The sequence below is a fragment of the Pleomorphomonas diazotrophica genome, assembly GCF_002844595.1.
In the GTDB taxonomy this organism is placed as follows: domain Bacteria; phylum Pseudomonadota; class Alphaproteobacteria; order Rhizobiales; family Pleomorphomonadaceae; genus Pleomorphomonas; species Pleomorphomonas diazotrophica.
In genome coordinates this window covers 827,817-846,218 of the sequence record NZ_PJNW01000002.1, presented here as the reverse complement: position 1 = coordinate 846,218, position 18,402 = coordinate 827,817, and the positions used below count along the sequence as shown (strand labels likewise).

The following is an 18,402-nucleotide window of genomic DNA, read 5'->3' as shown; positions in this document are numbered from 1 at the left end:
TGCTGACGAGGCCAGCCTCGGGCAAGATTTCGCCGCCATGATCCTTTCCGAACAATCGGAGGGATCGCCTTGCAGCCCATCCATCTCTTTTCCATCGCCTCCCGGCAAGCCGACTGGCTGTCCGTCCGTCAGGCGACGGTCGCCCAGAACGTCGCCAACGCCGACACGCCGAAGTACCGCGCCGTCGACGTGGAACCCTTCGGCGACATCCTTTCCCAGACGCGGCTTCAGCTCGCTTCAACCAATCCTGCGCATATGGCGCCCAGTGGCCTTGATGCCGCGGCGACCGACGTCCGCCGCGAGGAATCCTGGGAAATCACCCATTCCGGCAACTCGGTCAGCCTTGAGCAGGAGATGATCAAGGCCGGCGACATTCACACCAGCTTCTCCCTCAACCGCAGCATCGTCGCCGCCTTCGGCCGCATGCTGACCTCCGCCGTGAAGGGCTGACCGATGGACCAGCTAGCCGCCGCCCTCAAGATTTCCGGATCGGGCATGCAGGCCCAGTCGACGCGCATGCGCATCGTCTCCGAAAATCTCGCCAACGCCCAGTCGACCGGCCGAACGCCCGGCGCTGATCCCTATCGTCGCAAGACCGTGACCTTTGCCGAGGAGATGGACCGCGCCATGGGAACGCCGACCGTCGTGGTCAAGGATATCGGCGCCGACCGCAGTCCCTTCGAGGTGACCCACGATCCCGGCAATCCCGCTGCCGACGCCAACGGCAACGTCAAGATGCCCAATGTCAACGTGCTCATCGAGCTCAGCGACCTTCGCCAGGCCAATCGGTCCTACTCGGCCAACGTCGAGGCGATCACCCAGGCCCGTTCGATGCTGACGATGAACATCGACCTCCTGAGGAACTCGTGATGCTGAACCCCATCTCCTCGCTCGATTTCAACCTCGACCGATTGTCGCCGCCGACCGCAGCCCCTTCCGTGCGTGCCGCCGCGCCCACCCAAGCCGCCGCCTCGACGGCCGCTCAACCGGTCGACTTCATGGACGTGCTGGCCGAAGTCTCCGGCTCGGCCATGGCCGACCTCAGGGCCGGCGAAGCCGCCTCCATCGCCGGCATGGAAGGCAAGATGAGCGTGCAGCAGGTCGTCGAAGCGGTGATGTCCGCCGAGAAGTCGCTGCAAACCGCCCTCGCCGTTCGCGACAAGGTCGTATCCGCCTACCAGGAAATCGGCCGCATGGCCATTTGAGGAGCCAGAGATGAAAGCGCTCGCCATCGCCGCCACCGGTATGACCGCCCAGCAGCTCAACGTCGAGGTCATTGCCAACAACATCGCCAACATCAACACGACCGCGTTCAAGCGGTCGCGCGCCGAATTTACCGACCTGCTCTATCAGACCCAGCGTATGCAGGGCGTGCCCAACCAGGGCGGCCAGTCGGTGATCCCCGAAGGCGTACGACAGGGCCTGGGCGTTCGCGCCGCGGCCATTCGCAACCTTCACCTCCAGGGCGGCCTGACGCTGACCGGCAACACCTATGACATGGCGATCGACGGCCGCGGCTGGTTCCAGGTCGACGGGCCGAACGGCGAGACGCTCTACACCCGCGCCGGCGCCTTCAACAAGAACGCCGACGGCCAGCTCGTCACGCTCGACGGCTACGCCGTGCAGCCGGCGATCCTCGTTCCGGCCAACGCGACCGACCTCACGGTCAACGAGTCCGGTGAGATCTTCGCCACGGTTCCCGGACAGGCGGCGCCGCAGTCTCTCGGTCAGCTGTCGCTTGCCAACTTCACCAACGACGTCGGCCTGGAGCCGATCGGCGGCAACCTCTATCGCGAGACGCTCGCCTCCGGCACGCCGGTCGCCGGCATCCCCACCGATCCGGGCTTCGGCAAGATCCGCCAGAAATATCTCGAGGCGTCCAACGTCGATCCCGTCTCTGAGATCACCGAGCTCATTTCCGCCCAGCGCGCCTACGAGATGAACTCCAAGGTCATCCAGGCGGCCGACTCCATGGCCGGCACCGTTTCCAACGGACTGCGCTGACGCCGGAAAGGCTTTTCCATGAAACGCCTGCTGCTCATTGCCGCCTTCGCCTTCCTCGCCGCCACTCTGCCGGCGGGCGCTCAGATGGTGTCGACGCTGCCGGTCCCCGGCATCACCATCTACCCCGGCGATCCGATCACCGACGACATGCTGACCGAGCGCCGCTTCCGTCTGACGCGCGCCTCACTCGAAGCGGTCGTCGCCGGCCGAGAGATGCTGGTCGGCAAGGTAGCGCGGCGCACCCTGCTGCCGGGGCAGCCGATCACCGTCAATGCCGTCGAGAACCCCAAGCTGGTGCGGCGCGGAGTCCCGGTTCGTCTCGTTTTCGTCGAGGGCGGGCTCACCATCATCACCTACGCCGAGCCGATGCAGTCCGGCAGCGTTGGTGAGGTGATCCGGGTACGAAACACCGAGTCCGGCACCGTCATCGTCGGCGTCGTCCAGGCCGACGGCAGCATCGTCGTAGGAAAGAGCTGATGCGTCTCCTTATCGCCGGCCTCGTCACCGGCTTCCTCGGTTTCCAGTCGGCCTTCGCCGAGGATGGCCCGCGGATGCCGATCACCCTCGATCCCCAGACCGGCGAGGTGGTCAGCATTGTCGACGGCCGCCTGCCCTTCGTCGACGGTCGCGAACCGACGCTGCTGGCCGCCGACATGGCGCCGAACGCGCCGCTGTTGCCGCCTCCCACCGTCACGCCCGTCGTGGCGCGAACGGGCCCTGAGCCCAAGGCCCCGACCACACCGGATACCATGGTGCATTCGCTGTCGCCCGGCGACGTGCGCATCAAGGATATCGCCTCCGTCGAGGGCGTCCGCGAGAACCAGCTCGTCGGCTACGGTCTCGTCGTGGGCCTGCAGGGGACCGGCGACACATTGCGCAACGCCGCCTTCTCCGAGCAGTCGCTGCAGTCGATGCTGGAGCGTCTCGGCGTCAACGTCCGCGACAGCGCGCTCCGTACGCGCAACATTGCCGCGGTGATCGCCACTGCCGAACTGCCGGCCTTCGCCGGCGCCGGCTCGCGCATCGACGTCAGCGTTGCCTCGCTCGGCGATGCCAGTTCGCTGCAGGGCGGCACGTTGATCATCACCCAGCTCGCCGGCGCCGATGGCGAGGTCTACGCGGTGGCGCAGGGACCGATCGCGGTTACCGGCTACAGCGCCGCCGGCATGGCCGAGAGCGTACAGAAGGGCACGCCGACAGCCGGCCGCATCCCGAACGGCGCTCTGGTCGAGCGCGAGCTCCAGACCAACCTCGACGGTCTCGGCGCACTGACCTTCAAATTGCGCAATCCCGACTTCCGCACCGCCATCCGCATCACCGATGCGATCAACACCTACAGCCGGCGCCGCTATGGCGCGGCTGTCGCCGAGGAACGCGACTATCGCACCGTTGCGCTCATCAAACCGCGCGGCATGTCGGCGGCCCGTTTCATCGCCGAGATCGAAGGACTGCCGGTACGTCCGGACACGCCGGCTCGTGTCGTCATCGATGAGCGTTCGGGCACGGTGGTGATGGGCGCCGACGTCCGCATCTCGACGGTGGCCATCACGCACGGCAACCTCAGCATCCGCGTGACCGAAGCGCCGGTCGCCTCGCAGCCGGCTCCATTCTCTGAGAAGGGCGAAACGGTCGTGCTGCCGCGCACCATGGTCGACGCCAGCGAAAGCGGCGGCAACCTTGCCATAATCGGCGGCACCGATCTTCAGACGCTGGTGCGCGGCCTCAACCAGATCGGCCTCAAACCGACCGGCGTCATTGCCATCGTCCAGGCGATGAAGACCGCCGGCGCACTCCAGGCGGATCTCGTGGTGCAGTGATCCGCGCCCAGCGGAGCCAGCCCCGCGCAAGACTGCGGTGCGATCCTGCAACCCATGAACTCAACGACTGAAGGGGTTTCGGCATGACGTCGATCCGACGGCGCATTCTGTTTCGCCTGCTCGCAGCGACCCTGGCGCTTCAGCTCTGCCCTGTCGTGACGCAGGCAGCCGAGACGGCACCGAAGACGGTGTCGCCGATCGAGACCGCCGCCACCAGTCACTCAGGCCTCGAAATGCGGGCGCTGACCGAAGAGGCGCGCCAGTATTGTGTCAACATCCGCGACGTCGCCGCCGACGCCCGCTACGCCTGGCAGAAGTCGACGCTGGAAGCGCTCGACAAACGCATCGCCGAGCGCATCGCCGCCCTTGAGGAAAAGCGGGCCGAATACGAGGCCTGGCTGAAGAAGCGCGAGGATTTCCTCGCCGCTGCCCGCGAGGATGTCGTGGCGATCTACGCCAAGATGCGGCCAGAAGCCGCCGCCGGCCAGCTCACCGCCCTGGACGACGACATGGCCGCGGCCGTCCTCGCCCGGCTCAACACCCGCGCCTCCAGCGCCATTCTCAACGAAATGGACCCTGCCCGCGCCTCGCAGCTCGCCAGCGCACTGGCCGGCATGACCGAACTGTCCGCCAAAGGAGAGACCCCTTGAAGCGCGTCCTGCTTCTCATCGCCGGCCTGACGCTCGTCGGCTGCACGACTTCTCCCGATCTCAATACCGAGCCTGCGATGTCGCAGGTCGGCGCGGCGTTGCCGCTCAACGCGCTGACGCCCACGCCGGCGATGTTCCGCGACCCCAACTCCACCTATGTCCATGGCGGAGAGGGGCTGTTTCGTGATTCCCGCGCTCATCAGGTCGGTGATGTCCTCACCGTTCTGATCCAAATGAACGACAAGGCCGCGCTCGACAACTCGTCGGAGCGCTCCCGCGTCTCCAGCGCCGGCTTCGGCGCCGGCTTCGGCTTCTCGGTGGCCGGCGAAGGGTCGGATGCCAGCCTCGACGGCAGCGTCAACTCCTCGTCCCGCTCGAAGGGCGAAGGCGCGGTCGAACGCTCCGAGGCGATCAAGGTTACCTTGGCGGCGGTCGTCACCAGCGTCTTGCCCAACGGCAATCTGATCATCTCCGGCTCGCAGGAAATGCGCGTCAACTACGAGATGCGGGTGGTCAATATCCAGGGCATCGTTCGTCAGCGCGACATCTCCGGCACCAATGTCGTGCCCTACGAGAAGATTGCCGAGGCCCGCATCTCCTATGGCGGCCGTGGCCGGCTGACCGAAGTGCAGCAGCCCGGTGTCCTCCACCAGCTCTACGATCGCGTGGCTCCCTTCTGAGAGGCAGCATGGCCAAGCTCTCGCTTCCAGCCGCCCGCGAGGCGGCGCCCACCGAGGCCGACGCCGAGGTGCGCAGGCCGCCGATGCCCGAACGCGTAGGCGTACTGAAGCCGGCGCTGTTTCTGACGATACTGGCCGTGGCGGCCGGTCTCGGCCTCGGCATCCATCTCGTCCGTTATGCGCAGATCGCCGATGCCACCAAGGAGAAGGATACGGTTGCCGCAGGTGAGCACGATCCCCGCACCTCACGGCTCTATCGCCTGAAGCCGATCGTGACCAACCTGACCGAACCGGCCGACGTCTGGCTTCGTCTCGACGCGGCGATCGTCTTCGAGGACGAGATGCCCAACTCCGAGGTCATCTCGGCGGAAATCTCCGAGGATCTCCTCGCCTTCCTGAAGACGCTGAAGGTCGGACAACTCGAGGGCGCAACCCAGCTTCAGCACCTGCGCGAAGATCTCAAGGACCGCGTCGCCATCCGCTCGGGCGGCGACGTCCGTGATCTCATCATCGAAAGCCTGGTCGTCCAGTGAAAAAACTCCTGCTCGCCATCCTGCTGCTGGCCGTCTCAGGCGCGCCGGCCTTCGCTCAGATTCCCGGCCTCGGTGGCAGCATTCCCGATCTCGGCTCGCTGATCCCGGCCGGCGAGGGATCGGCATCCGGCCGCATCGTCCAACTGGTTGCCCTTCTGACGGTCCTGTCGGTGGCGCCCGGGCTGCTCATCATGGTGACGAGCTTCACGCGCATCGTCGTCGCGCTGTCCTTCCTGCGCTCCGGCATCGGTTTGCAGACGACGCCGGCCAACCTCATCCTGATCTCTCTGGCGCTGTTCATGACCTTCTACGTCATGTCGCCGACCTTTGATCGGGCCTGGACCGACGGCGTGCTGCCGTTGACCCGCAACGAGATCACCGAGGAAGTGGCCTTCGAGAAGATTTCGGATCCGTTCCGCGACTTCATGGCCGAACGCGTCCGTGACAAGGACATGAAGCTGTTCGAGGATCTCGCCGTCGAACATCTCGGCATCAAGCCCGAAAGCGGCGCCGCGCCGCTTCGGGTGCTGATCCCCGCCTTCATGATTTCCGAGCTGAGGCGCGGCTTTGAGATCGGCTTCCTGATCGCCCTGCCCTTCCTCGTCATCGACATGATCGTGGCGACGCTCACCATGTCCATGGGCATGATGATGCTGCCCCCCACCGTGCTGTCGCTGCCCTTCAAGGTGCTGTTCTTCGTGCTGATCGACGGCTGGAACATGCTGGTCGGCGGCCTGGTTCGGTCCTTCTTCTAGCCGGCAAACGTCTTGTCCATCAAAGCCCGCTCCCCTGCCGGAGCGGGCTTTTGCATTTGGAAACAGACCACTGTCGCGGAAAAACTGGCGTTTTCGGCCATTTGCGGCGCGTCAGCTTCGCGCAAGCCTCATCGGACATGGTGTGGCCATGGCAGGTTGGATCGCTCAGCGAACCAAGAGGATCCAAGGGCATGATGCCGCTCCTGCCATCCCGGTGAAAACCCGGAATGTCCCATTTCACTGATCACAAAGGGACATACGAAAATGGCCAGCCTTCTGACCAATGCCGCGGCAATGACCGCCCTCCAGACCCTCGCGTCCACCAACAAGTCGCTCGACACAACGCAGAACCGTATTTCCACGGGCATGCGCATCTCGACGGCCTCCGACGGTGCCGCTTACTGGTCGATCGCCACCACCATGCGTTCCGACAACAAGTCGCTGTCTGCCGTGCAGGACAGCCTTGGCCTCGGCGCCGCGACGGTGGACGTGCAGTACACCGCTCTCGAAGCCACCGTCAAAGAGCTCACCGAGATCGGCAAGCTGCTCGTCAGCGCCAAGACCCCGGGCGTCAACCGTGGCCAGATCCAGGAAGACATCAAGGCCCGTCTCGGCCAGATGAGCTCGATCGCCTCGTCGTCGGTGTTCAACAGCGAGAACTGGCTGTCGGTTGATTCCGCGGCTGCCGACTTCAACAAGGACAAGTCGGTCGTCGCCTCCTTCTCGCGTGTCGGCGATGCGATCTCGATCGAGACCATCAAGGTCGACGTCAACGAGATCAAGCTCTACGACGCCAACACCGGTGCCACCGCCGTTGGTACCGCCCCGACCGCCGACGCCGCTGGTTTCGCGCTGGGTGCGGTCAAGGTCGGCGGCCAGGGTCTGTTCGACTCCCAGTGGGCCATCACCACGTCTGACGGTGCGGCGACCCCGGCCTACACGGCCCAGACGCTGTCGATCAAGGACCTGGATATCTCTGCGCTCACCGACTCGGCTGCCGACCAGGAGAAGTTGACGGCCTACATCGAGATCGTTGACGCCGCCCTCAGCAAGCTGACGGACGGTGCCTCGAACCTCGGTGCCGTCAAGAACCGCATCGACACGCAGAAGGACTTCGTCCAGGCGCTGACCGATGCCATCGGCCGCGGCATCGGCCAGTTGGTCGACGCCGACATGAACGCCGAGTCGACCCGCCTCCAGGCTCTGCAGACCCAGCAGCAGCTCGGCATCCAGGCGCTGTCGATCGCCAACTCCAACAGCCAGAACATCCTGTCGCTGTTCCGCGGCTAAGCGGCCACCACCCGCTCAAAGCCGTCTGGAAGCCACGCCCTCCGGGGCGTGGCTTTTTCCTTGGCGGCAATGCTCGCGCAAGTTTGCCGACCGACACTGGCCGGCAAGAAGACCTCCGGCCCCGCCGGCTCCGCCCCTGACGCAACGGACCGCATCGAGATCGACAGATGACCGCTCGCGAACACGCCGAAACCCTCTGGCTCAATCTCCTCGACCTCGGACCGCGGCGGCTCGCCGCCCTGGCAATGGTCGCCGCCACCATGATGGCGCTGATCGCCGGATCGGCCTACTACCTGAGCCGCCCGCAGTACACGGTGCTCTACACCGGCCTTGAGAACGGCGACGCCTCGCGCATCGGCTCGGCGCTGACCGACGCGGGCATCGCCTTCGATGTCAGCGCCGACGGCGCCACGGTCTACGTCACGCCGGCCCAGACCTCGCAGGCACGCATGCTCTTGGCCGAGAAGGGGCTGCCGCGCAGCGCCGCAGCGGGCTATGAGCTGTTCAACGAGCTCGGCTCGCTCGGCCTCACCTCCTTCATGCAGGAAGTGACCAGGGTGCGGGCGCTCGAAGGTGAACTCGCCCGCACCATCCAGACGATGAAGGGCGTCAAGGCGGCACGCGTCCATATTGTTCTGCCCGACCGTGGCTCGTTCCGGCGCGACCAGCAGCCGCCGTCGGCTTCGGTCATCATTCGCACCGACGTGCCCGAAGACGTCCGCATGGCCGAGGCGATCCGGCAACTGGTGGCCGGCGGCGTACCGGGCCTCGGCGTTGACCGCATCACCGTACTCGACACCGAAGGCACCGTGCTGGCCTCGGGCGAGGACGCGACGACCCTGCCTGGCAGCAAGACCAACCGTCTCGAACGCACCGTGGCGACCGGCATCGAGGCCAACATTCGCCACGCGCTGACGCCCTATCTCGGGTCCGAGAACTTCCAGATCAGTGTCGCCGCCGAACTCAACACCGACCGCACCCGCACCAACCAGACGCTGTTCGACCCGGACTCGCGCGTCGAACGGTCGGTTCGCACCGTGCGGGAGAGCGGCAACTCGCAGAACTCCAGCCAGGATGCGCCCACCACCGTCGAGCAGAACCTGCCGGAGGAGACGGTGCAGTCGGCCGACGCTGGCGAGCGCTCCAGCGAAGAGAACCAGCGCCGCGAGGAGCTGACCAACTACGAGATATCGACCACCACCAAGGAGGTGATCAGCGACGGCTATCAGGTGAAGTCGCTGTCGGTCGCTCTCATCGTCAACCGCAATCGCATCGCTCAGTCCCTCGGCGACAATCCCACTGCCGAGGCCGTCGAGGCGCGCGTGACGGAAATGCGCAACCTTGCCGCCTCCGCCGCCGGACTCAATGAAAAGCGCGGCGACCGCATTCAGGTGACCGCCGTCGATTTCAGCGACAACTACGCCGACATGCAGCCCGTGCCGCCTTTGACCTTCAAGGACGTGCTGCTGCGCCAGGCCGGTACGGTCGTCAATGCGGTGGTCATTCTCGCCGTCGCCCTGCTGCTCATCTGGTTCGGCCTCCGGCCGGCGATGAACGCTCTGCTGCCGCGCCTCGAAGCGAAGGCCGACGAGAAGGAAGCCGTCGCTCTTGCCGATACCTCTGGTGAAGCCGCTGCCGCCCTGCCCGGCGCCGGACAGGCGGCGCTTCCGGTCGGAGAGGCCGCCGGTGCCATGCAGCATCTGATCGAAGACATGAACGCCCGCATGCGCAACTCGCCGCTCAAGGTGCTCGAGCAGCTTGTCGAGATGGATGAGGAACAGGCTGCCAGCATCCTGAGGCAGTGGATGAGCGAAGAGGAGGCCGCCTGATGCTCCGTTCGGCCATCGACGTCCTCGCCGTCTTCGATCTCGACCGACCCGATCCGCCACCGGTGGCGCTGGAGGCCGAGCCTCCTATCGAGCCGCTCGGCTACTCCGTTGCCGAGGAGATCGAGCGCCGGGTCGCCGAGGCGGTCGCCGCCGTACGGGCGGAGGAACGCGCCGATGCCGAATGGCAACTGACCGAGGCCTTGGCCGAACAGGCGAGATCGCTCCGCGCCGAGCAGGAGGTTGCCCGCAACGCCTGGGTCGAGGAGCAGTCCGACCGCATCGCTGCGGCCATCGATGCGCGGTTCGCCGAGCTCGGCGAACAGCTTGGTGTCGCCGCTGCCCGCGCGCTCAGGCCGTTTCTGGTCGAACGCGTGGTCGATCGGTCGGTGGACGACCTCGCCGACTGCCTCCGTGGCCTGATGACCGACGGCTCGGCGCCGCCCCTGGAGATCACCGGGCCGGCCGACCTTCTCGATCGGCTTGCCGAAAAGCTGGGCGGACACGCTGCCGCCATCACCTTTCGCCCTGGCGATCATGCCGACATCGTCGTGACGGCGGGTGAAACCCTGATCGAGACCCGCCTCCGGGAATGGGTTGCCCGCCTCTTGCACAGTGAAGAGTGAGCGCCATGAGTGCCGAACCCCCGGAAATCGTCTTCGTCCGCCGCTCGCTGAACCGCAGGATCGAAGCGCCGCAGCACGGTGTCTGGAAGATCGCCTATGCCGACTTCATGACGGCCATGATGGCCTTCTTTCTGGTCATGTGGCTGATCAACGCCACCGACCAGAAGACGCGCGAGGCCGTTGCCAGCTATTTCAACCCGATCAAGCTCGCCGAGGCCACCGTCGACAAGAAGGGTCTGCGCGATCCTCTGGAAACCGAGAAGGAAGGCGTGCCCGACGGCAAGGATCAACGGTCGGCCGTGAAAAGCGTCGACGCCAGCCTGGAAGGCTACAGCCAGACGCTCGACAAGCCAAACGAGCGCAAGCCGCGCTACTCGGAAGCGGCCCTGTTCGAGGACCCCTACGCGGTGCTGGCGGCGCTGGTCGCCGGCTCTGAACCCGATCAGTTGGCGGACAATGTCGGTGCCTTCGAGACGCTCGGCCAGTCCGGCGAACCCGGTCTCAACGGCGGCGACGCCCAACGCGATCCTTTCGACCCCGTCTACTGGAAAATGTCCCGGACGCCGTCCCCTGGTGACGGTGAGGAGGCGGGCGGCGCCGAGGTCGCCAACGACAAGGTGGAGCGCAAGCCGATCGAGGCCCAACCCGCTGCAACCGAAGCCAATACTGCCGCAAAGGACGAGGCCAAGGTCGCCGTCCCGCCCACCCCGCCCGCCAAGCCGGTGCCGAACGAGGTTGAGAAGAGCGAGACGCTCGCCAACGCACCTGCCGTTCCGCCTCCGGCGTCACCGAGCGCCGAGGATGCCAAGGAGATTCACGTCGCTGCCAAGGCGTCCCAGCCGGAACCGACCCCGCCATCGGTGGCGATCGAGCCTGACAAGGCCAATGGCGCTCAGCCGGAAAAGCCTCTCTTCGCTCCCGATAAGCCAATCGGAAGCCCGGCGCCCGCGCCGGCCAAGGTCGCCGAAGCCAAGACCGGCGTCGACGCCACGACGCTCGACCACGACATCCAGGCCGCCGTCGGCAACATCGGTCCGACACCGGGCATCGAGGTGACCGCAGCGCCGGAAGGCCTGTTGGTGACGCTGATGGACGAGCGCAAGTTCGGCATGTTCGCCGTCGGTTCGGCCGAACCTGAGCCCGAACTCATCCGCACCATCGATGCGATCGGCAAGCTGATCGAGAAGCGGCCCGGCAAGATCGTCGTGCGCGGCCACACCGACGCCCGTCCGTTCCGCAACAAGGACTATGACAACTGGCGCCTGTCCACCGCTCGCGCCCACATGGCCTACTACATGCTGGTGCGGGGCGGCGTTCCGGAAACGCGCTTCGAGAAGATCGAAGGCTATGCCGATCACTGGCTGAAGAACACCGGCGACCCGGAGGCGCCTGAGAACCGTCGCATCGAGATCCTGATCCGGGAGGCATCGACGTGATCCGCCGCATCCTCCTGCTCGTCTCGCTCTTGGCCGCAGGTCCGCTCGCCGCCGAGGAAGTCGCTCCGCCCTTCGAGATGGTGCGCACCTTGCAGACCTTGCAGGCGCAGATCGCCGGCGGCAACGCCGCCGCCGTCGCCGCGCAGCGCGAACTGCTCGGACTGATGGAACGGAGATCCCTTGCTGCCGATCCGGCCGTCTGGCGGGACGGGCGCAATGCGCGCGCCGCCGTCACCTATACCCTGTCCGGCGGCAGCCCCCGGCTGATGCGGCGCCTTCTCTCGCTCCAGCCACCAATCGCCGTCGACGCCGATCTTGCAAGGGGCGCGCTCGCCTATATCGAGAACCACGAGGAGGAAGCCCGCAAGCGCCTGTTGCCGATCGACGCCCGCGCGCTGCCGATGTCGCTCAGCGGTCAGGTGGCGCTGGTTCAGGCCGGCCTCATCGCCCGGGAGGATATTCCCAAGGCGATCCGCCTTCTTGACGACGCTCGTCTGCTGATGCCGGGTACGCTCGTGGAAGAAGCCGCGCTGCGCCGCGAGGTGTTCCTCATCGCCCAGACCGGCAACCTCGATCGCTTCGAGTTCCTGTCGCGCCAGTATCTTCGCCGCTTCGGCACGTCGATCTATGCCGAGGATTTTCGCCAGAGGTTTGCGACCGCCATCGCCCGTCTGGGCATCGCCGACGGCGACGACCGCTTTCCGCGCCTCGAGGCGATCCTGAAATCCTCCGACCCGGAAAACCAGCGGGCGCTGTTCCTGCAACTCGCCCAGGCGGCTGTCGTCCACGGCAAGCTCGGCACGGCACGGTCGGCGGCGGCCGACGCGGCGGCACTCGCCCCGCTCGGCGGCAGCGACGCCATGCGGGCCGGTCTTTACGATGCCGCCGCCTCGATCGTCGCCGGCCGTGACATCGGCGACGTGCGCAAGCGGCTCGACAGCCTCAACCGTCGTCAGCTCGGCCGACGCGACACCGATCTCCTGGACGCCGCGGTCGCGGTCGCCGCCGCCGTTGGCGAGGTGCCGGCCGCCCCCTCCCCGCTCGACCCGGTCCCGGTGGTCGCCGCCGATGCCCAGCGCGGCGACAAATGGGTGACCGCGACCATGCGCACCGCCGAAGCCGGTCTTTCCGCCGCCGATGCCCTTCTTGAAAAGGCGAACAGCCCATGACCAGGATCGAGACGCCGCTTGCTCCACCGACCTCGGACAAACCGGTCGACAAGACCGTCGGCAAAGCCGCTTCCAAGGAGGGCGACAGCCGGCAGGCTGCTTTCCGGTCGCTGCTCAAACAGCTGGGCAATCACGAAAACGCCGCCAAGGGGACTGCCGGCAAGGACACGAAGACGCCTCTCGATGACGGCAGGCTCGGGTCGACCCTTCGCCACCGTATTGGGCCCAAGGACGACAAGACGGCAGATCCGGCAATCGAGACCGACGCCGCCGCGCAACTCGTCGAGCCGCCAGCCGGCGGAGAATCGGCATTCGCCTGGCAGACCATTCTGGGCGGTGAGCCGCAAGGCCAGCAGCGTGCCGCGGCAGTTGATCTGGCGGCCCTCGTTGCGACACGCGAGTCGGGCATCGATGTCGCGGCTCAGCCGCCGCAAAAGACCGCCCACCCAGCCGATCGTCTCGACCGGGCGGCGGGCCTGACGCTGCCTTCCACGGCCGGTCTGGATCTCGCGCTTACCGACACGGTCCAGCCGATGACGACCGAGGCGGCTGATCCCTTCACGGCGCTATCGTCCCTGCTCGATCGTGTCACGGATGCGTCTGTCGAAACGGAAACGCCGGACCTCGACCCCATCAAGATGTCCGTCGTCACCCGTGAGACGCATTTCGAGCCGGTGGCGCGCCTCTCGCCGGTGCAGCAGATCGCTACGGCGATCGGTGAGGACCTCGCCAATGTCGCCGACGCGGCTCCAGCGGACACCAGCTCGCAGACGACGGAGCCGTCCCGCCATTCCGGACCGCTCAAGGTGCTGCACGTCAAGCTCGAACCGGAGGATCTCGGCGCTGTCGTTCTCAAGATGCGGCTTGTCGACAAGACGCTGGAGCTGGAGGTGGTAGCCTCCCGCCAGGAAACCGCCGATCTTCTCGCCAAGGATCGGGACATGCTGACGCGGGCTTTGCGCGGTTCGGGCTACACCGCCGATGTCGTGGCCATCACCACCTCAACGACACCCGACGGCGGCCAGATGGCGGGCGATAGCCGCTCGGGCAGCCAGGCTTCGGCCGGTCAGTCCGGCGCCCAGGCGGGCGGTCATCGAGACCCGAACAATGCGATGGGCGGCGGCGATCGACAGCCGGCCCGCCCCAATCAGACCCAAGGAGTGACCCATGAAGACAGCGGCGTTGGCCGTTCTGGCGGCGATCTCTACCTTTAGCTGCGTGGATAGCGCCCCCGCCGAGGAACTGACCATCTGCGAGCGCGAAATGCGGGCTGCGGCCGACGAGTACGGCATCCCGCTCGGTGTGCTCTACGCCGTCGGCATGACCGAGAGCGGCGGCAAGAAAGGATTGCAGCCGCTGGCGATGAACATCGCCGGCAAACCCTATGTTGCCCCCAGCCTTGCGGAGGGCCTCGCACGTTTCGAGACGGAGCGGGCGCGCGGCGTCAAGCTCATCGACCTCGGCTGCATGCAGATCAACCACCACTATCACGGCGAACGCTTCGCCTCGGTGACCGAGATGTTCGATCCTCACAAGAACGTCCAATATGCCGCCCGCTTCCTCAACGAGCTGCACGCAAGGCACGACACCTGGACGATGGCCGTTGCCCGCTATCACGCCGGCCCGAACAACAATCCGGCGCAGAAGCGCTATGTTTGCCTTGTCATCGGGAACATGGTGCGGAGCGGATTTGGTGCCTGGACGCCCAACTCGGCGGCGTTCTGCGGCCACTAGACCGGCTGATCGCTCATCAAAGTTTAAGCAAATACACGGAGCGTATACCCCAGGGGACTTGACCGGGGTTGGGAACGGCGTATAGATGAAACCCATTATGAATAGAAAATGAACTTCATTGACAACAGTTCTTAATTTTATCGAATTTTTCAGTACTTAATCGCGGCGTTTGTCTGACAAATTGGACTGGTAGCGTTTCCAAATATATAAACACGTCTCCAGAAGCATGCCAGATACATATGGCAAAACGTTGACCAATCCACACTTATCAACCTAGCGTATTCCCGACGTTGATCTTTACCAACAGGTCGATTGACGGGGAATGTGAGCTATGTTCGTTATCATTGATGACCGGAAGATTGTAACTTCCGGCTATGCGTCAGGGTTTGAACGAGAAGGGGTTTCCTCGATCGGGTTTCGATCGCCGGAGTTCCGAGACTGGATGGGGGCCGCACCTGACAGCGACCTTTTAACCATCGAGGGCTTTCTGCTGGGCAGTTGCGAAGATCGTCAGTCGGTGCCGAAAATCATCCGTGAGAGATGCGGTGCTCCTCTGATTGCCTTCAGTGACGTTCCCAGCCTCGAGCAGACACTGAATCTGTTCGCCGTCGGCGTCGACGACGTCGTCCGGCAGCCGGTTCATGTCCGCGAAATCATCGCCCGGGCCGGCGCCATCCAGCGCCGGGCCGGCGGTCAGACCGAGGATTGCCGGATCATCGGGTCGATGCGCGTCTTCTTCGACGGGCGCGACCCGGAAGTGAATGGCGAACCCTTCGTGCTACCGCGCCGCGAACGCCGGATCCTTGAGTACCTGGTGCGAAATCAAAACAAACGCGTCACCAAGGAAAAGATCTTCGGCTTCGTCTACGGCTTCTGCAACGAAGAGGTCGAAGAGAGCGTGATCGAAAGCCACATCAGCAAGCTGCGCAAGAAGTTGCGGGCGCGCCTCGGCTTCGATCCGATCGATTCCAAACGCTATGTCGGCTACATGCTGGAAAACGGCTGAAGGCCAACGTCCAGCCGCGGTCCGATGCGATGACAAAGCGAAGTTGTCATGCGTCCGTGAGGATGCATGACAATCTCCGTCATCTTTCGCTCGCCATGGCAGCGAGTCGTTCGGCAGCTGCGCGAGCTTCGGCTTCCCGAAGCGGTAGCAGGCCGGCCATTCGTTCGCGATAGGCGGTGAGAACCGCAGGCGGAGCACTGTCGGGATGCCCGGCGCTGAAAGGCGGCGCCGGCGCATACTCGAGCCCGAGCTGGATCGCCTGAGCCGCTGTGGCTCCGGCGACCTCAGCCAGCACTGCCAGCGCGAAGTCGATACCGGCCGTCACCCCACCACCGGTGATGAGGTTGCCGTCCCGAACAACACGCCCCTCATCGGCGATTGCGTCATATAAGGGCAGCAGATGCCGCCATGCCCAGTGGCAGGCGGCGCGCCGTCCCTTCAGAAGGCCCGCCGCGCCGAGGATCAGCGACCCGGTGCAGACCGACGTGACATAACGCGCGGTGAACGCCAGGCGCCTGATTTCTCCGATAAAATCGGTGTCCAACGCAACGGTCGTCGCATTTGCGCCGCCGGGAACGCAGATCAGGTCACAGGAAGAAATATCGGCAAGCCGTTGGGTTGCCGCGAAAATCAGCCCTTCGCTGGCCACGTTTCCCCCTGCCGCGCTGGCAACGACCACCTCGCCTTGCGGCAGGCGCGACAAGAACTGATATGGCCCGGTGAAGTCGAGCTGTGTCATGCCGGGATAGATGGCGAAGACGACTCTGAATGGCGACATGGTCATGGGACTTCCTTTTTGCTTGCTCCATCATGCCGGAGCGAGCAACCTGGCGAAACGACAAGGATCCCTCGTTTTCAGCCATGACCAAGAACATCGGCATCTTTCTCTACAACGACTTCCAGCTCCTCGACGTCGCCGGGCCGATCACCGTGTTCGAGATTGCCGGCCGGGCAAGGCCGAACGCCTATCGGCTGACGATCCTGTCGATCGAGGGCGGATCGGTCGCAAGTTCGTCGGGTGCCTCGATGGATAGCGTGGCTGTGTCCAAGGCCGCCAACCTCGACACACTGATCGTCTCCGGCGGCAACGGCAGTCGCGATGCGATGCAATGCCCTGATACGATTGCCTTTCTGCGCAACCGCGCTGCCGATGTCCGACGCATGTGCAGCGTCTGCTCCGGTGCATTTCCGCTGGCTGCGGCAGGTTTGCTCGATGGCAAGCGAGCAACGACCCATTGGCGTCGAGCGGAACAGCTTCAGCAGCTGTTTCCGGCGGTCATGGTCGAAGCCGATCGTATCCACATCCGCGACGGCGAAACCTGGACGTCAGCGGGGATCAGCGCCGGCATCGACCTCGCCCTTGCGTTGATCGCCGACGATCTGGGCGAAAAGGTCGCCCGGCGTGTGGCGCAGGAAATGGTGGTTTATTATCGCCGGCCGGGCGGCCAGTCGCAGTTCTCCGCGCTTGCCGAGCTGGGCGGCGACGCCGGAATCTTCTCTCCGCTGCTCGATTGGATGCGTGCCAATCTTGCCGAGCGGCTTACGGTGGAACAACTCGCCGAGCGCATGGCCATGAGCCCGCGCAATTTCGCGCGCGCCTTCTTGCGCGAGGTCGGTACCAGCCCCGCCAAGGCGGTCGAGCGTCTCAGGCTGGAAGCGGCGCGAGAGCGGGTGGAAAACTCGCGTGAACCGATCGAGCAGATTGCGGCAACGACCGGGTTCGGTGACCCGGAACGCATGCGTCGTGCCTTCCTGAGGCACTTTCGGCAGCCGCCGCAAGCCATCCGCCGCGCCTTCGGATGACAATGCGGTAGGTTTCCGGGAACCAAATGACGGCCAAGCCGTTACCGGCTGATGTCCACGCAAGCATTCGCCGAAGTCGGAGCTCTCCGCCTTGCGGCGCTCACTGCCGGCTCATCCGAACGCCCCGCCATCGTCCTTCTCCATGGCTGGCCGCTTTGCAGCGCGATCTGGGCGCCGGTAATGCCGCAATTGAGCAAGGAGCGGTTCGTCCTCGCGTTCGACCTTCCCGGCACTGGCAAATCGACAGGCGGCACCCCGATCCCAACGTTGAAAGCCGATATCGCCGAGGCGATCCTTGACGGTGCCAATGCCCTAGGCGCCAGGGACCTCATTGTGGCGGGTGTCGACGTCGGCGGCATGATCGCCTTCGCGGCGGCGCGCGACTTCGGCAACCGGGTCGCCGGCGCGGTGATCATGAACACGGTCCTGCCGGGGCTCGATCCGTGGAACGAGCTGCTCGCCCATCCGCAAATCTGGCATTTCGCCCTGCACCAAATTACCAATCTTCCGGAAATCTTGGTCACCGGACGCGAACGGGCCTATTTCGATTTCTTTCTCGACATGCTGGCTGCCGACAAGACGAAGCTCGACGACCAGCTTCGCCGAGCCTGCGTCGAGCAATACGCGACGCCATCAGCGCTTCGTACCGGCTTCGACTGGTACCGCTCCATGCCCCAGGATGCGGAGCACAACGCCGTCACCCAACCGATCGACACCCCCATTCTCTACCTGCGTGGCGACGCCGATCGCCGGCCAATCGACCCGTATCTTGATGGCTTACGCAAGGCAGGCGCCAGCCGGGTACAGGGAAAGACGATTCCGGGCAGTGGCGAGTTGCTGTCGGTTGAGGCGCCGGACCTGCTTGTCGCAGCATTGCTCCAGTTCGCCGACGGCCTCTCCGCTCGCCAAACTTAGCGGCGTCAAAGCGCACCCAAACATGGTCATCGTATCGCTCTGGCGAGTTGAGAGCGATGAAATGGAGAACTACGTTTACGCCACAGCCCGCCATGCCTCTCCTCAACCTCAGTGGAGCGACGATGGAGGATGGGGGGCCGTCCGCTTCTGTCTCCGGA

General features: G+C 65.1%; 21 protein-coding genes. 20 read left to right on the top strand and 1 reads right to left on the bottom strand.

Annotated elements, in window-relative coordinates; genetic code table 11:
• Positions 1-69: 69 nt before the first annotated feature.
• The 18 genes from flgB (at position 70) to CXZ10_RS04795 (ending at position 15,526) form a co-directional block, all read left to right on the top strand.
• On the top strand, positions 70-450 hold the full coding sequence (gene flgB, locus CXZ10_RS04880; RefSeq protein ID WP_101287959.1) for a flagellar basal body rod protein FlgB: 381 nt from the start codon (positions 70-72) through the stop codon (positions 448-450).
• 3 nt (positions 451-453) lie between these two features.
• On the top strand, positions 454-870 hold the full coding sequence (flgC, locus tag CXZ10_RS04875; RefSeq protein WP_101287958.1) for a flagellar basal body rod protein FlgC: 417 nt from the start codon (positions 454-456) through the stop codon (positions 868-870).
• Entirely contained in the window at positions 870-1,205 is a 336-nt protein-coding gene (gene fliE, locus CXZ10_RS04870) for a flagellar hook-basal body complex protein FliE (RefSeq protein WP_101287957.1), read from the top strand. The genes flgC and fliE overlap by 1 nt, the downstream gene beginning before the upstream one ends.
• A gap of 10 nt (positions 1,206-1,215) precedes the next feature.
• A complete protein-coding gene (flgG, locus tag CXZ10_RS04865; protein WP_101287956.1) occupies positions 1,216-2,004 on the top strand; it encodes a flagellar basal-body rod protein FlgG in 789 nt (262 codons plus the stop codon).
• A gap of 18 nt (positions 2,005-2,022) precedes the next feature.
• On the top strand, positions 2,023-2,481 hold the full coding sequence (gene flgA / locus CXZ10_RS04860) for a flagellar basal body P-ring formation chaperone FlgA (protein ID WP_101287955.1): 459 nt from the start codon (positions 2,023-2,025) through the stop codon (positions 2,479-2,481).
• 272 nt (positions 2,482-2,753) lie between these two features.
• Entirely contained in the window at positions 2,754-3,821 is a 1,068-nt protein-coding gene (gene flgI / locus CXZ10_RS04855; RefSeq protein ID WP_101288363.1) for a flagellar basal body P-ring protein FlgI, read from the top strand.
• Between the two features lie 83 nt (positions 3,822-3,904).
• Positions 3,905-4,471 (top strand): MotE family protein, encoded by a 567-nt coding sequence (locus CXZ10_RS04850; RefSeq protein WP_101287954.1) that lies wholly within the window; start codon positions 3,905-3,907, stop codon positions 4,469-4,471.
• Positions 4,468-5,151 (top strand): flagellar basal body L-ring protein FlgH, encoded by a 684-nt coding sequence (locus tag CXZ10_RS04845; RefSeq protein WP_101287953.1) that lies wholly within the window; start codon positions 4,468-4,470, stop codon positions 5,149-5,151. The genes CXZ10_RS04850 and CXZ10_RS04845 overlap by 4 nt, the downstream gene beginning before the upstream one ends.
• Before the next feature lie 8 nt (positions 5,152-5,159).
• Positions 5,160-5,684 carry a flagellar basal body-associated FliL family protein gene (locus CXZ10_RS04840; protein WP_101287952.1) on the top strand — a complete coding sequence of 175 codons (525 nt, stop codon included), beginning with the start codon at positions 5,160-5,162 and terminating at the stop codon, positions 5,682-5,684.
• Positions 5,681-6,439 carry a flagellar type III secretion system pore protein FliP gene (gene fliP, locus CXZ10_RS04835; protein WP_101287951.1) on the top strand — a complete coding sequence of 253 codons (759 nt, stop codon included), beginning with the start codon at positions 5,681-5,683 and terminating at the stop codon, positions 6,437-6,439. The genes CXZ10_RS04840 and fliP overlap by 4 nt, the downstream gene beginning before the upstream one ends.
• Before the next feature lie 264 nt (positions 6,440-6,703).
• Positions 6,704-7,729: a flagellin N-terminal helical domain-containing protein gene (locus tag CXZ10_RS04830; RefSeq protein ID WP_101287950.1), complete on the top strand. Its 1,026-nt coding sequence runs from the start codon at positions 6,704-6,706 to the stop codon at positions 7,727-7,729.
• A 167-nt stretch (positions 7,730-7,896) separates the two neighbouring features.
• Positions 7,897-9,558 carry a flagellar basal-body MS-ring/collar protein FliF gene (gene fliF, locus CXZ10_RS04825; protein WP_101287949.1) on the top strand — a complete coding sequence of 554 codons (1,662 nt, stop codon included), beginning with the start codon at positions 7,897-7,899 and terminating at the stop codon, positions 9,556-9,558.
• Entirely contained in the window at positions 9,558-10,181 is a 624-nt protein-coding gene (locus CXZ10_RS04820) for a hypothetical protein (RefSeq protein ID WP_101287948.1), read from the top strand. Before fliF ends, CXZ10_RS04820 begins: the two co-directional genes overlap by 1 nt.
• Positions 10,182-10,186: 5 nt before the next feature.
• The gene (locus CXZ10_RS04815; protein WP_101287947.1) at positions 10,187-11,617 is read left to right on the top strand and encodes a MotB family protein; all 1,431 of its coding nucleotides are present in this window, start codon (positions 10,187-10,189) and stop codon (positions 11,615-11,617) included.
• Complete coding sequence (locus CXZ10_RS04810; protein ID WP_101287946.1) at positions 11,614-12,786, top strand: chemotaxis protein; 1,173 nt, start codon at positions 11,614-11,616, stop codon at positions 12,784-12,786. The genes CXZ10_RS04815 and CXZ10_RS04810 overlap by 4 nt, the downstream gene beginning before the upstream one ends.
• Positions 12,783-14,000, top strand: a complete 1,218-nt coding sequence (gene fliK / locus CXZ10_RS04805) for a flagellar hook-length control protein FliK (protein ID WP_101287945.1) — start codon at positions 12,783-12,785, stop codon at positions 13,998-14,000. The genes CXZ10_RS04810 and fliK overlap by 4 nt, the downstream gene beginning before the upstream one ends.
• The gene (locus CXZ10_RS04800; protein WP_101287943.1) at positions 13,954-14,520 is read left to right on the top strand and encodes a transglycosylase SLT domain-containing protein; all 567 of its coding nucleotides are present in this window, start codon (positions 13,954-13,956) and stop codon (positions 14,518-14,520) included. The genes fliK and CXZ10_RS04800 overlap by 47 nt, the downstream gene beginning before the upstream one ends.
• 331 nt (positions 14,521-14,851) lie before the next feature.
• Positions 14,852-15,526, top strand: coding sequence for a response regulator transcription factor (locus CXZ10_RS04795; RefSeq protein ID WP_101287941.1), 675 nt, complete (start codon positions 14,852-14,854; stop codon positions 15,524-15,526).
• A gap of 79 nt (positions 15,527-15,605) precedes the next feature.
• Here CXZ10_RS04795 and CXZ10_RS04790 read toward each other — a convergent pair whose 3' ends face one another.
• Complete coding sequence (locus CXZ10_RS04790; protein ID WP_101287939.1) at positions 15,606-16,310, bottom strand: DJ-1/PfpI family protein; 705 nt, start codon at positions 16,308-16,310, stop codon at positions 15,606-15,608.
• Positions 16,311-16,387: 77 nt separating this feature from the next.
• Between CXZ10_RS04790 and CXZ10_RS04785 the strand changes: the two genes are divergently transcribed.
• Positions 16,388-17,329 (top strand): GlxA family transcriptional regulator, encoded by a 942-nt coding sequence (locus CXZ10_RS04785; RefSeq protein WP_101287937.1) that lies wholly within the window; start codon positions 16,388-16,390, stop codon positions 17,327-17,329.
• Positions 17,330-17,380: 51 nt separating this feature from the next.
• Complete coding sequence (locus CXZ10_RS04780) at positions 17,381-18,244, top strand: alpha/beta fold hydrolase (RefSeq protein ID WP_101287934.1); 864 nt, start codon at positions 17,381-17,383, stop codon at positions 18,242-18,244.
• The last annotated feature ends 158 nt before the right edge of the window (positions 18,245-18,402 follow it).